The 15,194-nt window shown below is 45.3% G+C and carries 8 protein-coding genes; all 8 read right to left on the bottom strand.

Features of this window, described 5'->3' with window-relative positions; translation table 11 throughout:
* Window positions 1–36: 36 nt before the first annotated feature.
* Window positions 37–7,101 carry a T9SS outer membrane translocon Sov/SprA gene (gene sov, locus ACFQZS_RS10515; RefSeq protein WP_377099962.1) on the bottom strand — a complete coding sequence of 2,355 codons (7,065 nt, stop codon included), beginning with the start codon at window positions 7,099–7,101 and terminating at the stop codon, window positions 37–39.
* Window positions 7,102–7,125: 24 nt separating this feature from the next.
* A complete protein-coding gene (gene ruvA, locus ACFQZS_RS10510) occupies window positions 7,126–7,710 on the bottom strand; it encodes a Holliday junction branch migration protein RuvA (protein ID WP_377099960.1) in 585 nt (194 codons plus the stop codon).
* A gap of 235 nt (window positions 7,711–7,945) precedes the next feature.
* Complete coding sequence (locus tag ACFQZS_RS10505; protein WP_377099958.1) at window positions 7,946–10,222, bottom strand: NADP-dependent malic enzyme; 2,277 nt, start codon at window positions 10,220–10,222, stop codon at window positions 7,946–7,948.
* A gap of 118 nt (window positions 10,223–10,340) precedes the next feature.
* Window positions 10,341–11,615: a lytic transglycosylase domain-containing protein gene (locus tag ACFQZS_RS10500; RefSeq protein WP_377099956.1), complete on the bottom strand. Its 1,275-nt coding sequence runs from the start codon at window positions 11,613–11,615 to the stop codon at window positions 10,341–10,343.
* Between the two features lie 64 nt (window positions 11,616–11,679).
* Entirely contained in the window at window positions 11,680–13,107 is a 1,428-nt protein-coding gene (gatA, locus tag ACFQZS_RS10495; RefSeq protein ID WP_377099954.1) for an Asp-tRNA(Asn)/Glu-tRNA(Gln) amidotransferase subunit GatA, read from the bottom strand.
* Window positions 13,108–13,206: 99 nt separating this feature from the next.
* Window positions 13,207–13,377, bottom strand: a complete 171-nt coding sequence (gene tatA, locus ACFQZS_RS10490; RefSeq protein WP_377099952.1) for a twin-arginine translocase TatA/TatE family subunit — start codon at window positions 13,375–13,377, stop codon at window positions 13,207–13,209.
* 23 nt (window positions 13,378–13,400) lie between these two features.
* The gene (locus ACFQZS_RS10485) at window positions 13,401–13,844 is read right to left on the bottom strand and encodes a Sec-independent protein translocase subunit TatA/TatB (RefSeq protein WP_377099950.1); all 444 of its coding nucleotides are present in this window, start codon (window positions 13,842–13,844) and stop codon (window positions 13,401–13,403) included.
* A gap of 82 nt (window positions 13,845–13,926) precedes the next feature.
* Window positions 13,927–15,189: a murein hydrolase activator EnvC family protein gene (locus tag ACFQZS_RS10480; RefSeq protein WP_377099948.1), complete on the bottom strand. Its 1,263-nt coding sequence runs from the start codon at window positions 15,187–15,189 to the stop codon at window positions 13,927–13,929.
* Window positions 15,190–15,194: the final 5 nt, after the last annotated feature.

The following is a 15,194-nucleotide window of genomic DNA, read 5'->3' as shown; positions in this document are numbered from 1 at the left end:
CGATTGCTTCGTAACTCGCAATGACAAAAATTGATACTACTGCAACAGCAACTTCAAATTAACCCCAAAGTTGGTAAACGAGGTATTGAATGACTGCGAGGTATATGGCCGGGTTAAGTTAGAATCATAAAACAGCGTCATGTTAAAACGCTGGCTTATGGTATAATCAATAGATGGCCGGTAAGTTATGTTCTGCGCTCCCGATGAGATCTGCGCAGCTTCCACATCAGCACGATAGATCAAAGTTTTATTATCGCGCAGCGCAAAGTCCAGTTTAAAGTTAAGGTCGTTTTTCAGGATGGTATTTCTGAATAAACCGAAGGGAAACCTGAAGTTGCGGGTTTTATAACCCATACCAAAAATAAATACTTTCTCGTTCTGCTGCGTTAACTGGCTGTTGGCCATGCTCAGGCTTAATATCCGGCTTTGCTTATATTCAAAATTGGCGGTCACATTGTTTCTAAAACGCATATCTGCACCCAGCAGGGGTACAAACTGCTCGTATATGGTTATTTGCGAAAACTGGAAACGCGGTAAGAAATCATTATTAACATCGCGAGAAACAGCATGCCCGCCGGCTTCCTTGTATTGTAACAGGCTGCTGTAACTGCTTACCGTAAAGGTAGACTGATAGCCGTGGCGCAGATCAAAGGAATCAAAGATCTCTTGTATAAATGGTACTCTGCTTAAACCGCCGTAGGTAATTTGCCAGTTAGGGAGAGGTATGGACGGAAACTGACTCAAATTGGCACCCGATGGATCTTTACCCGTAACTGCTGCTAAAAACGCCGGCACCAACACGTTCTGCGCATTGGGGCCGTAACCATCCGCATAGCCGGCCGCGTTTGTTCCGGCAGAGTTTGGATTGCCGGCACCCAGCCGTTGTGAAATAGCGGCCCTGTTCTCTAAAAATTTTAAAAATGGTTTAGAAACATTGTCGATGCCCGATGGTGATGAGAACGCGGTAGCCAACGAAAGGAATGAAATACTGTAATCGCCGGATGTTATTGCTGCCATGTTTTCAAACCCGCCGGTCGCGTCAGAATATCTAAAGTTGGTTTGATAGTTACGGTTCTGAAATTTAGATGACGAGAGTTGTATACGCAGATCGCGGATGGGTTCAACCATTGCTTTAAGGCGCAGATCCTCGTTAAAAGTGCGCGAGTAAAGCTGATTCTGCAGGGTGTTTTTTGATAACCATCCATTCGCTATCGCCTTCTCGCGCAGGTCGGCCTGGCTGCCTAACAAAAAGCCCAGGCCCGGCGCATCATATGTAAAATCCTGACCGAAGATATTAGATTGCGGCAGGTATCCCGGCAAAAAGGTGCCTTCTGTACGGGTATACGTGGCACTCATATTTTTTATGCTGAACAATGCCCCCATCAGGAAATTGCTTATACCCTTACCTTCAAAATCCGGCCTTTGCCTGTCCCTATAAGCCGAAAATTTGCCGTATAGCCGTGTAAAATCAAGCGATGGGGTTAACTGGATGGTCCGTGCGTTCTGTATGGTGTTGCCCACGTTAAGCTGCGGATCACGAATGCCAAACAAGGGCTGCGCCTGCCAGTCAAAATGCGTAGTATAGTGCACAATCATTGTTGTCCAGTCAAGCCCGGGTATTTTGTTTATAGGTGTAATATAGTTGATGTTTAAATTGTGATTGTAATTGGTGGTGCGGCCCAGCTTTTTTATATTCTCCCAAAGTGTATCGCGCTTTAAGCCGGTTATACGCCCGTAAGGCTCGTCAACTACCGATAAATTGGTAGCATCAATATCCATGGTTAATGATTTGGTAAGGCTCCAGCCTATGCCGTAAATACGTATAATATTAAAGTTTTTGTTAAAGTTGGTAGGGATGGGCGTGGGGTTATCCTTATCAATGTTCCGCAAGGTATTTTCGGCATAAAACCTGTTAAAGTTCATGCTGAAGTTAAGGCGCGACGGCATGGGGCTAAAGTTGACATCTCGCAGTATAGCCAATGGGTTTGCTTTTATAACCTTAGCCAGCGGAGTTATGAATTTAGGCTGATTGCTGTAATTATAGGCAAAAGCACCCGTATAGGTGCGCTCAACATTATTCTCTGTTATAAAATCGCGGTGCAGGTATTCTGTAAACGCGTAGCTAACGTTAAAATTTTCAATATCCCATAAATGTACAGATGCCGATGGATCGGTACGCTCTTTATGCACATTGGTAAAATTAATACTGCGCCGCTTGGTGTAATCTTCGGATACCGTTTTTATCGAGTCCCGCTTCTGCTCGGTAGCAGCTGCGTCTAATGATTGCCTTAGCAATATATCCGGCTGACCGGGATCATACATTGGTGTGCTTACCTGCGACGAAAGATTTACGTACGTCGGTATTTTTATCCCTGATTTTTCAGGAAAAAACCGGCCTATATCCATACTGGCCGAAATATCATAAGCCTGGTTATCATTTAATGAACGATCCTGCAGCTTAGAGTCTAAAGCGCCAAACCCGGCTGTTGATCTACTGCCCGAAAATGTAATATCGCCAAGGTCAGCCAGTTTAACATCGGCGCGCACCATTCCTGCCCAGCCTTTTTTGGTTGCAAAATCGGTAAGCCGTAACTCGTCAAACCAAACTATACCGGCTTTGGGTAATCCATCATCAACGCCAGGTGCTGAGTTTGCTTTTAAGGGATTGCGCACACCCAGCATAATAGTGCGCAGGCGGCTCAGATCAGGCACACCCATTATGGTTATCCTGTTTTTACCGTTTGAATAGGTAAACGGACGGTTAACGGGCCACGGAACGCCCAAATACTTAGCATTATTACGCGCCAGTTTTGCATCTGTTAATATGCTCAGGTCAATATCCAGTTCATTTTCTGTGGGCCATATACTGCTTGCATTGGTGGCGCCTGATGGTGTTACAATCAGCGGGATCTCGTATTCGTAATAATTATTCTGATAATCTGTACCCAAACGTATAAAGGCGCTTAACTCGCCGTCGCGCAGGGTGCTCTGCGGCACGGCCTCGGCATGGATAAACATTTGCAGGTGATTATACCGGCGCAGGTCATTATAAAAAGTTTTAAATGATGCTCTTGAATAACCATCCGTTAGATTAGTTACCGTTTGCGATAACGACTGCTCATTAAGCTGCGTGTTTATTTGCAAATTATTATAATCGCGCTGGCGCTGTATACCGGGCGGCACTACATAGGGAATAGGTACGCGCTTGCCGTTCTCTTCAATGTTTACCGTTTGCACGGCATAGGTAGAATTATCCAGCGGTGGATTATTCAAGGCTACATCGGCAATAACATTAGCCGGGTTATTTTCTGTATTGAAGGCCCGCCAATCGCCCCTTACCAGCTCCATTGATGCAAAACGAAGTACTGCGGTATCGGCAAAATTGGTCATGAACATACGCATGTAGCGTATGGCCTTAAAATCCTGTATGCCACCAACAGTTGTTTGATAGGATGTAACCGGAATACGGAACTGGTACCAGGTAACAGGCTGGGTGGTGCCGTCGGCCAGTTTAACCTGCGATGTCAGTTTATCATTAACAAAGTTTTGGCCCACCACCAGGTCAGTAGGCCGCATAGATACCTTGTATTGAAAGTACTGGTCGTCCTGGCTCATGTTATTGTCACGGTCTATGTCTTCACCATCCGGCAGTGAGGTAGAGGCCGATGTGGGTAAACCCAATTCCGCCTGCGATTGCTCAGCTGTTTTTGAGTTACCCTCGTTCCCGTTAAACCTGCTGTAGCGTTGCAGAATGCCCGCCCCTGCCTGATCCTGACCGGAACCCAGGTAATACTGAAAATCATCAGACGATGGGTCATTATTAAAAGCTGCCGCTGCGGGGCCGCTAACCTGCCCCTGTATTTGCTGTATAACAGTGGCAAAGTTGCTTCGTTCCTCGGCGCTGTTCAATCCATCCAGCCCCACATCTTGCAGCGCCCGGGATGTTGGGTTGCTATCAAATGCATTTATAACCGGTTGGGTGCGGGTTACCCGGCCCCAAACGGTATTGTCAACCGTGCTGTAATCGCCGTTTACGGGCAGGCCGTTTTCCAAACTTTTGCGGCCATCTTTCAGTACATCTTCTGATGTACTGCCCAGGTTAAAATAAAGGTCGCCACCTTGCGATGCCGGTTTGTAAATAAAAGGGTCCATCACCCAAAACTCTATGTACTGCACGTTAAGCGACTGGAAATCGGTAATAGGTATGCCCCGGTATATGCCCCCCCAGCGCGACCGCGGGTTTTGCAGGCTACCGTCAGGATTTATACCTGTTGTACTATAGTTATAAGGGCCGCGTACGGTTGGGTAAAAAGCCATATCTAAAGTTGCCACAGCCAGCGGCTGCCCGGTAACCGATTGCTTGTACGGGAACACCTCTGTTTGAAATACCTGCCTTACATAATGGTTGGATAGCTGCGCCCGCGAAATGGGGATAGCGCTCGAAGTGTAAAATATAGGGTCGATATTATAAAAGGCCAGCCTTGCGCGGTTATAGCCATACGCCAAATTATTAAAGAGGCTTGATTCCGGAAACAAACGCGGCGTGCCCGAGAGCTGCCAGGCATTAGCGGCCTTTACATCAATAATAGATTGGCTGTTTTCAAAGTCGTCAAGATAAGAAGTACCGTTGCGGGCACCCGCGTAGCTTAACACGCTGGGGCTGCCGGGCAAAAGCTGCGCAAACTCGCCGCTAAAGTTTACTGATGATGGCGCTTTGGTGTGCAGAAAAGGCAGCTTATCAACCATCCGCGTTAAAAACCGCGACTCTGAGCTGTAGTTGAGGTCAAGCCCCCATATGGTGTTTGAAATAGATTCTGCCCCGACTGCCTCGTTTTGCGAGATAGGCTGCTCGGTAAGGTGCATAATGGTACCGCCGAGCGCCAGCTTATTATTTACACGATAATCAAGCCGGGTACCATACAGCGATTTCTGCTGAACGCCGAAAAGCTCATTGTTTTCCAAATTTACGGTGATAGGCTGGCCCGAGGAAAGCAACGCGCCGTTAATAACGGTAAGGCGCCCCGAATTATAATCAATAGTATAATCAGTCCCCTCAACCAACTTAGTGGCACCCGCCGAAACAACTACCGAGCCTTGCGGGATATTAGTAGCATTAAGCTGATAAGTGCCTCCACCACCCTGCGAAGCATAGGTGCCCTTTACGGCGTACCTGTTTAATTGCGGAAAGAATTGCTGCGCAACCGTTTTTGTTGAATCATACAACTGCTGGTAAACGTATCTTTTAATCAGATCAGTTTCGCCGGGATTAAAGCGCGCGGCAAGGTCCGAGCCGAATGGCTCTAATACAGGAAAAACAATACGCCCGTTTTGCGAATCAATGGTAATGCCCTCTAAAAAATCAAAGTAGCCATCCGGTCGTTTTTCATTCTGCTGGCTCAGGTTATCCAGGCCGGTAAGTTGCAGCCAGAGTTTTCCGGTAGTGTTTTGCCCTTCTTCCATTACCGGCTTTTCAACGCTGGTTTTATCATCCAAACGGGCAACGCGCAGCTTAAAGTTTTGCGAGCTTACCTGGTACGCGTTAAGCGAGTAGATGTTTTTCATCATTAGTTTCCAGGTAGGAAGCTTGGTTTTTAGCAGGGTGTTTTTTAACAGCTTCAGGTATAATACTTTCGGCTGCGCCGGATCAACCGGAATATCCGTGGAGAATTCGCCTACCTGATATTGCACACCGTTGTAGGTGTACTGAAACGCCACCGCCAATACTTCATCGTTATTTAAAGGATAATTAAGCGATATATAACCCAGCTGCGTTTGTACCGTAAATTCTTTGGTGGTTAGCTTGCGCGCATAGGTAAGTTTGGCATAGTTATCTGTACCGCCGTTAGCGGCAAAATAATTGGCCAGCGCATTGGTGGGGTCGTTAGTTTGGCGGGCTCCGGCAGGTAAATTTTGCAATAATGAGTTAGATTGCTGTGCCGCAATTGGCCCTAAAAAACCCGATGGCAGCGGCGAATACCCCGCCCCGCCCTGTATAAGCGGCGTGGTGTAGGGTTTGTTCTCGCCAAGGTCAAGCAAGCCCAATACGTCGCGCGAATCGGTAGTGGTGTTGGTACGGTTGGTTACCCAAACCTCAATACGGGTGATATTTATGCCGGAACTGATGAGCGGAATATTAGCGAGCGACTTGTTATAATTATCGCGGAAATACTGCGACAGAAAATAGTGTTTATTCGCTTCGTAGTCTGACGCTACCATGTTGATCTCGCCCTGCTGCGAGCCGTTGCTGATAGTTAACGTACGCGATTGCGAACGCTGCTGCGAGAACACGCTGGTAACCCCCAGCTTGCCAAACTTTAACTTGGTACGGATACCAAACAGTGCTTGTGTACCGGTTATTAATGTGGTAGGGAGTGGCATACTCACGGTACCGGCCTGTATTTCCTGTATAATCTCGTCGGCGTGGCCTTTGTACTCCAGCTTAAACTGGTTATCAAACTGAAACTGGGCGTCGGTATTGTAATTGGTAGCAATCTTTAGTTTATCGCCAATATTGCCCGTAACGTTAAGCTGTATGCGCTGGTCAAAATTAAAGTTGAACTGTTTGCGCTGCCGGGTGTTAAAAAGCGGGTTCTGGTTGTTATTGATCTGGCCGGACATGATGGCCTCTGCCGACCCCTGCGGACGGATATCAATTACATTACTGCCGAAGATCTTGGCGAAAGTTTGGCTGCGTACCTTTATCTGCGGCAAAAAGCCCGGCTGCTGCGATTGGGTGGAATAATTATCCGCCAACTTTTTGAAATAACCTCGTTTTTCTTCCTGCTGTTTTAATTTTAAATATTCCGAAAAAGTGAGGTAGGTGGGTGGCCGGTACAACAAATTACCAACACGCTCATACATTATATAGCGGTTAGTGGCAACATCATATTCTATAGTGCGGATAAGGCCGGGCGGGTCGGGTTCAAATACGCCCTTTCTGGCAAGGCCGGCATTGGTTGGCTTGTAATTATACGGAACCTTAATAACTACCGAGTCGGCTTTGTTTAGTACGCTTTGTTGGGCAATGGCTTTTCCTATACCGCAGAACACGGAAAGTATAAACAATGCTAAAACATACCTACCAGTAAAAATCCCGCTCAAAGGCCAAAGTTTAATTAAAGGTAATTATAAACTTTTTAACGCAATTTTAATAAGGTGTTCTACAGTTATCGGGCCGTCCATTTTATTCATTTGCTGCTCCAGCACTTTTTCTGCAGCGTTGCGGGCAAAGCCCAGCATTACTAAAGCAGACAGTGCTTCATCTTTAACTGATGGGGTAAGCGGGGCCGTGCTTAAGGTTTCTGAACCTTCTTTTTTCAGTTTATCCTGCAGCTCCAATATAACGCGCTGCGCGGATTTTGGACCGATACCTTTAATACGCTGTATAAGCGAAACGTTTCCGCTTACTATAGCTGTCTGGATCTCGGTTGGGGTTATTGAAGATAGCATCATCCGCGCCGTATTGGGCCCTATGCCTGATATGGAGATCAGGTGTAAAAACAGGCGGCGTTCGCCTTCATCGGCAAAACCGTATAAGGTATGGGCATCTTCCTTAACATGCAGCCATACGTATAACTTCTGCCGCTCCTGGGTGCCTAATAAAGAGTAGGTATGTAAAGATATATTGATGTGATAACCAACGCCGCCGGCATCAATTACCACATAAGCAGGGCTTTTAAAAGCTAATTTACCGTCGATATAATTATACATAGATTTTGCTGACGGATAAATTTACAGGTTTCTTATCAAACCGTTGCTCTTAATTACAAATGTGTTGTCATTTCGATGGAGAGGTGCGGTGGGAAAGTGCTGAAGCGCGACGGAGAAATCTTTTCGGACTATGCATAACAGATAGTTGCTTCGAAAAGATTTCTCTTTCGCGCCACCCGCAATCCTGCCCATGCTCTATCGAAATGACAGCAGGATTTATTGGGTGTATGTTATTTTATTGATTTTGTTCCTTTGCCTGCGCATCAACAACGGCAATGGTAACCATGTTCACAATTTCGCGCACGGAGCTACCCAGTTGTAATATGTGTACCGATTTTTTTAAGCCTAATAATATCGGGCCAACCGCTTCAGCGCCACCAATTTCCTGCAATAGTTTGTAAGCAATATTGCCCGACTCCAAATTAGGGAATATCAAGGTATTTGCCGCTTTGCCTTTTAAGGTAGAGAAAGGGAAGTTATCCGCAAGCATTTCCGCGTTCAGGGCAAAATTAGCTTGCATATCGCCATCAACTACCATATCGGGGTGATGCTTATGCAGGCGGCGTACTACCTCTCGTGTTCCCTCCGGGATAGGCCCTTCGTTGGAGCCAAAGTTAGAGTAGGATAATACAGCAACCCTCGGACTGATATTAAATTGCTTTACCGATTTTTCTATCAGCACAGTTATTTCAACCAGTTCTTCAACCGTTGGATCAACATTTACGGTAGTATCACCAAAAAATACCGGGCCTTTAGGTGTTATCATTAAGTACATACCGGCAACGCGGCTCACACCTTTCTGAACGCCAATTATCTGCAGCGCAGGTTTTATGGTAGTTGCGTAGTTTTTGCTCAGGCCTGATATCAGCGCGTCTGCTTCGCCAAACTCAACCATGCAGGCCCCATAATAATTATAGTCTGATAATAATTTACGTGCCTCATACAACGTAATGCCACGGCGCTGGCGGTGCTCAAACAAGTAATTGGCGTATTTCTCGGTATTTTCGGCACCGTAATGCGGATCGATGATCTTCACATCGCCGAAATCCATATCGTGCTGCTTTATTATCGCCTTTATCTTTGCTTCATCGCCCAACAATATCGGGGTGGCAATTTTTTCGTCTTTAACTATTTGGGCGGCGCGCAATATTTTATAATTATCCGCATCGGCAAAAACAACGCGTTTAGGGTTGCTCTTGGCCTGGTTGGTAATGTTACGCAACAGCTTGTCATCAGGCCCTATTCTTGAGCGTAATTGCTCCGTATAAGCGTCCCAATCTGTTATAGTTTTACGCGCCACGCCAGAGTCTATGGCCGCTTTGGCAACAGCTGCAGATACCTCAGTTATCAGGCGCTGATCCATTGGCTTAGGGATGATATAATCGCGGCCAAACTTTAAATTTCTGGCATTGTACGCCTGATTTACCGCCTCCGGAACTGATTTTTTTGCCATATTGGCTATGGCATGTACCGCAGCCAGCTTCATTTCTTCGTTTATGGCGCTTGCACGCACATCCAGTGCTCCCCTGAATATGTATGGGAAACCCAAAACGTTATTAACCTGGTTAGGGAAATCAGAACGGCCGGTGGCAATAATGATGTCTTTTCTTGCTTTAATGGCCAGATCATACGCTATTTCAGGCTCAGGGTTAGCCATAGCGAACACGATGGGGTTCTTGGCCATTCCCTTCAGCATATCAGGTGTTACGCAGTTTCCTGCAGATAGGCCAATCAATACGTCGGCACCTTTTAGCGCATCCGTTAATGTTTTTATGTCTTTACGCTCAGTAGCAAATTGCAGGCGCATTTCGTCCAGATCCTGGCGATCAGGTGTTATTAAACCGTTGATGTCAAACATCACCAGGTTCTCTTGCTTAACGCCTAACGAAAGGTATATTTTTGAGCAGGATACCGCAGCGGCACCCGCTCCGTTCACCACCATTTTTATTTTATCCAGCTTTTTGCCCTGTATTTCGCATGCATTTAACAACGCCGCGCCTGATATGATGGCGGTACCGTGCTGATCATCGTGCATTACTGGGATCTTCATTTCGGCTTTAAGCCTGCGCTCTATTTCAAAACAAGCCGGTGCACCTATATCTTCTAAATTGATCCCGCCAAAAGTTGGTTCAAGCGCTTTAACTATGGTTACAAATTCATCAACCGTAGTCGCGTTTATCTCCAGGTCAAACACATCTATATCGGCATAAATTTTAAACAGCAGGCCCTTACCCTCCATAACGGGTTTGCTGGCCTCGGGGCCGATATTACCCAAGCCCAAAACGGCGGTACCATTACTTATAACGCCTACCAGGTTACCCTTGGCAGTATATTTATAAACATCGTCTACGTTTTCTGCAATTCTTAAACAAGGCTCAGCAACGCCCGGCGAGTAAGCCATAGTTAAATCGCGCTGCGAATTGGTAGGTTTGGTAGGTATAACTTGTATTTTACCGGGACGGCCTTTTGAGTGATAGTTTAACGCGTCCTGCTTTCGGTTTGGAGTATCCATAATTAGTATTTATTCGGCACAAATTTAGGTGTTTTTGGGCCATTTATATTAAAAAAGCCCGGTAACATACGGGCTACAAATTTAAATAAGCTTAAGGCATTGCCCGTTTACCATCAAATTAACCATTTCTTCCTGCATCAGCAGATACGGTTGGTTCAATTACGGCGTCAACCGCGAGTTTCAATTTTCTGCCGGGAGTTAAGCTATAACCACGTAAGTGGTTCCACTTTTTCAGATCTTCAATATCAACACCGTAAGTAGATGCCACATCAACCAGGTTCTCGCCGGGTTTTACAACGTGAATATTGGCATTTGCCGCCGTTAAAGCTGCAGGCGAAATCGTTGTAGGCTTCGGTACAAAAATCGGGATAATGCGTTTTGGTTGAACGGGTATGTTAGCGTTCGGATCGGTCAGGGCGGTGTATAAAACAGCGTAATCAACGTCAAAAGTACGCGGAATTACCAGCAAGCGGGGATTTTCAGGTGTACCATTAACCAACTGCTTTTTATACGACGGATTAAGTGCTGCCAGATCTTTAACTTCCATTCCCATCGCCTTTGCAACATTACCCAATGTAATAAATTTATCAATCATTACGGTTTCTGTCGTACCCAATACCGATGCCTGATTTACCGCGATATCATGATCGTTAGCATAATTCATAACATAAGAGATGGCTATAAAAGCGGGTACATAACTGCGCGTTTCTGTGGGTAAATACTGTCTTACGGCCCAAAAATCCAGAGCGCCTGCCTTTTCAACGGCACGCTCTACATTACTTTTACCGCAATTGTATGATGCAATCGCTAAAAGCCAATCGCCAAACTCCATGTAAGAATCTCTTAGGTAAGCCGCTGCTGCATAGCATGCCTTAACAGGGTCGCGGCGCTCATCAACATAATTATCCATACCTAAGCCGTAAGCCTTGGCGGTGGCAGGCATAAACTGCCATGGCCCGGTGGCTCCGGTTCTTGATACCGCGAAGGGATCAAGCTTTGACTCAACTATAGAAAGGTATTTTATTTCTTCGGGGATCCCCGCTTCGCGAAAGATCTTTTCGTAGATGGGGAAGTAGTATTGAGATAAGCCCAACACATGGCTCATTTCGTCTTTGTGGCGGGTATAAATGTCTATGTAGCCTTGTACATATTCATTATAATCCAATTGCACTTCTTTTTGAATAGCGGCAAGTTTACCCGCAAACGATGTAGGATCCAGCGCCGGGGCTTTAACTGAAAATAATTCGTTAGCTACTAATGCAGCGGCATTAACAGGCATCGCGCTTGCAGGAACAGCAGTTTTATTTTTGATTGTACTGTCAATAGGCAGGTTGGCAGCTTTAGTAAATTGTTGTGATAAAAGGCATAAAGCGACAATAAATACTCTCTTCATCTTCTCTCATTAGGGGTTAATGGCCTATGTACGCGTACGTACATTTTACTAAAGTATAAATTATTTATAGTTCAACGAAATATTTGGAGAAATTTAACAACTCCTGCTCATTAAATTGGTTGGCCAGCAACTGTAAACCTAAGGGTAAACCCTTACTGTTATTTCCAACGGGCAGCGATATGGCCGGCACACCCGCCAGCGAAGCCTGAACAGTAAAAATATCGGCCATGTAACTTTTCAGCGGGTCATCGCTAATGTGGCCTATCTTGAAAGCGGGCTCCGGCGTGGTTGGACTCAATATAAAATCAAAGTCCTTTAATATACTTTCGGTACGTTCTTTTATCAGTCTGCGTACTTTTTGCGCTTTTGCGTAGTAGGCGTCGTAATATCCGGCGCTTAATACAAAGGTACCCAGCATTATACGGCGCTTAACCTCCTTGCCAAAACCCTCAGACCGCGAAAGCTTGTAGGTAGAAACCAGGTCGGTTGCGTTTTTGCTGCGATAACCGTAGTGTACACCATCAAACCGTGCCAGGTTAGATGATGCTTCGGCCATGGTTAAGATATAGTAGGTAGGAACTATGTAATCCAGATAGTCAAACTCAACCGGAGTAACGGTGTGCCCATCGGCCTGTAATTTTTCTATGTGTTGTTTTAAAACCGCTTTTACATCCTCATCCACCCCGTTACTTGTTAACGCTTCGCGCAGGTAAGCAATTTTTTTCTTTCCTGAAGATTTTTGGAGTTTAGTGCCATAAGCATCTACCTGCTTTTGCGATGCTGTGCTATCATAATCATCTGCACCGGCCATTACTTCTAACAGCAGCGCCGCGTCTTCAACAGAACGGGTTAAAGGGCCGGCCTGATCAAATGATGAGCCATAGGCAATTAAACCATAACGCGAAACACGGCCATAAGTGGGTTTTAAACCAACCAGACCGCAAAATGCTGCCGGCTGCCTTATTGATCCGCCTGTATCTGTACCGATAGCCGCATGGCACATATCAGCCTGAACAGCTACTGCTGCCCCGCCTGATGAACCACCCGGTACACAGGTATTGTCGGCATGATTTTTTACTATACCAAAATAGGATGATTCGTTAGAAGCGCCCATGGCAAACTCATCACAATTGGTACGGCCAATTATAATGGCATCCTCATTAAGCAGGCGCTCTACTATCGTTGAGGAGTAGATAGACTTAAACCCTTCTAAAATTTTTGACGACGCGGTAACTTCGTGCCCCTGGTAGCAGATATTATCTTTAAGGGCTATAACCATACCGGCTAAACGGCCGGCAGTTTCCTGCTTTAATTTTTGGTCAATCAGTTCAGCGTTTTGCAGCGCTTCTTCTTCAAAAACCTCGTTAAAGGCATTTAAATGCGCGTTTGCTTTTATATTAACCAAATAGTCCTTAACCAACCCCTTTACAGTGATGGTTCCGTTTTTTAATCCACTTTGTATTTCGGCTAAAGAGGAGTAAGATTTAATCATAGGGGCCTAAAATAAAAAACTTATCCGTTGAAAAAGATAAAATTTTCAACAGATAAGTTATATTTAATAAACATCGTATAAACAGAGTAACCTTGGCCCTTAAGCTTTAGGTTTGTCTTCTGTCGTTTCGCTCTCCCCGTTTGATGCGCTTTTAAATTCTCTTACGCCTTTACCCAAACCTTTCATTAATTCAGGTATTTTCCTGCCACCAAACAGCAACAATACAACTGCAAGAATTAAAAGGATTTCTCCTGTTCCTAAACCTCCCATGATTTCTATTTTTTATTTAATTGTTAAAATATCTTTTTACTATTTGCCTGAGCGTTAGCCGGTTCATCTTCCGGCAGTTGCTGCTCATGTTTGTACCTTGTATCGTGCTCAACGTTTTCTTCAAATTCTACCTGGTCAGTAGCTGTTACATGATCCTGGCTTACAGGAATGCTATTGCCAAGATATTCATCGCCGGCAGATTTTTCTTCAATAAACCGGTTCGGGTCATAGCCATCATAGTCGTCGGCTGCCTTTTCTGTAGTCGTTTTCTTCCGGTCCTCGTCCCGCTTCTTGTTTTCAAAACTATCAATCTGGCTATTTATCTCGCGCTTTACACCTTCTGATGCATCTTTAAAATCGCGTATGCCTTTACCTAAGCCCCGCGCTAAGCCCGGCAGTTTATCGCCACCGAATAGTAACAAAGCTACGCCCAGAATCAACATCAGTTCTCCGGTCCCTATGTCCAAAAACAACAATACCCCGCTCAACATCTTCTTTTTTTAATTTAAGGTTACAAATATATGCAATTAATAATTTATAAAACACTATCTATCTGTTGGCCAGCCACGGTTCAGGGTTAACCTGAACGCCCGCTTTATACAACTTAAACTGAATTACCGTTTCGCCCGTTGCAGCATCTGTAGCCGCTGTTCCTAAAGTTTGCTTAGTACTTACCTTCTGCCCTACAGACACACTTGCCGACCGAAGATTTGAATAAACAGTAAAGTACTCGCCATGCTGAATAACTACCATGTAGGCTCCCATAATATCCTGCACTGTTCTAACCTGTCCCTCAAAAACAGCCCTTACTGCAGCCGCGCTTGATGTTCTAATGTCAACGCCATCGTTGTCTACAACAATTCCATCCATCTTGCTGGTACCAAAGCCTTGCGTAATTATACCATTGGTAACCGGCCACGGTAACCTACCCCGGTTGCCCAAAAAGCTGCTTGAAAGCGCGGCGGCTTCGGGTGTAGCATTCAACACCTGACTGTCCGTTTTACGGGCCACAGGTGCCGGAGCAGGCGCGTCTTTATTAGCAGCCTTTGCCCTGGCTGCAGCTGCGGCTCTTTCAGCTTCTTCTCTTTTGCGTGCTTCCTCCAGGGTTTTACGTATGATCTCGCGTGTTGCCGCTGCAATTTTTCTTTGCAACTCTCTTCGTTGCGCCACCAGCTGGCTTTCCTGCTTTGTTAAGCTACTGGCTACTTTTTGCTGATTGCTTCGCTCTTTGCCAAGGTTTTCTTTTTCTTTCTGCTGCTCTAAGAGCATGTTACGTTTTTCTTCCTTGGTTTTATCTAACTGCACTATACGGCCATACAACTCTTTTTCTTTTTCTTCAATATACCCCGCTTGTCTTTTTCTGTAAGCGGCAAATTCCTGTAAATACTTTAAACGCTTATAAGCCTGGTTAAAGTCTTTGGCGGCAAAAACAAACATCATTTTATTATAACCGCTTTTATTATGGTAGGCAAATAAGATCATCGCCTTATACTCTTCGCGCAGCTGTTTAAGCTGTTGCTCCAGGCTATGTACAACATTGGTGTTCTCGGTAATCTCGCTGTTCAGATTCCTTACCTCAACATTTATGTTATCTATTTTTTTCTCGCGCAGATTGATCTGTGCTCTTAATATATTAAGCTGCTTAAGTGTTGATTTTTTATTATTAACGGTCTCGTTGTATTCGCGGTTAAGTTTTTCTAACTCATCTGTAAGCCTGTCCCTATCCCGTTTAAGCTGTTCGCTGCTTTGCGCGCTTACGCTCAATGTGGCTACAACACAAATTAAAAAGAATAGTACTTTTAAAAATTTCATCCCTT

Source organism: Mucilaginibacter calamicampi, from assembly GCF_042676765.1.
GTDB classification, from domain to species: Bacteria; Bacteroidota; Bacteroidia; order Sphingobacteriales; family Sphingobacteriaceae; genus Mucilaginibacter; species Mucilaginibacter calamicampi.
Note: the sequence above shows the minus strand (reverse complement) of the source record. Positions and strands in the feature narration are given on the sequence as shown.

Bases quoted from the DNA above. Each gene is read 5' to 3' on its own strand.
- ruvA (WP_377099960.1), bottom strand. From the start codon at position 7,710: ATGTATAATTATATCGACGGTAAATTAGCTTTTAAAAGCCCTGCTTAT.
- ACFQZS_RS10505 (WP_377099958.1), bottom strand. From the start codon at position 10,222: ATGGATACTCCAAACCGAAAGCAGGACGCGTTAAACTATCACTCAAAA.
- ACFQZS_RS10500 (WP_377099956.1), bottom strand. From the start codon at position 11,615: ATGAAGAGAGTATTTATTGTCGCTTTATGCCTTTTATCACAACAATTT.
- gatA (WP_377099954.1), bottom strand. From the start codon at position 13,107: ATGATTAAATCTTACTCCTCTTTAGCCGAAATACAAAGTGGATTAAAA.
- tatA (WP_377099952.1), bottom strand. From the start codon at position 13,377: ATGGGAGGTTTAGGAACAGGAGAAATCCTTTTAATTCTTGCAGTTGTA.
- ACFQZS_RS10480 (WP_377099948.1), bottom strand. From the start codon at position 15,189: ATGAAATTTTTAAAAGTACTATTCTTTTTAATTTGTGTTGTAGCCACA.